General features: G+C 66.6%; 1 protein-coding gene. It reads left to right on the plus strand.

The features are described 5' to 3' along the window. The coding region (locus EN804_RS36490) for an NUDIX domain-containing protein (protein ID WP_189602246.1) at nt 1–290 on the plus strand (290 nt) is incomplete at both ends.

Raw genomic sequence — 290 nt, forward strand, 5'->3', positions numbered from 1 at the left:
GGTGCTCCTGGTGCGGCAGTTCCGCTTCCCGGCTTACGCCGTGGGCCATCGCGAGCCGCTGATCGGGGCCTGCGCTGGCCTGCTCGACGAAAACGATCCCGAAACCGCTATCCGCAAGGAAGCGGAGGAGGAACTGGGTTACCACCTCAAGGACGTCGAGCGGCTGTTTTCGCCGTTCATGAGCCCGGGCAGCGTGACGGAGCGGCTGTGGTTCTTCACCGCGCGCTATTCGCCGGCCGACCGCATTTCCGACGGCGGCGGCTCACCAGAGGAAGGCGAGGACATCGAGG

It is taken from the genome of Mesorhizobium sp. M8A.F.Ca.ET.161.01.1.1, assembly GCF_004792105.1.
In the GTDB taxonomy this organism is placed as follows: Bacteria; Pseudomonadota; Alphaproteobacteria; order Rhizobiales; family Rhizobiaceae; genus Mesorhizobium.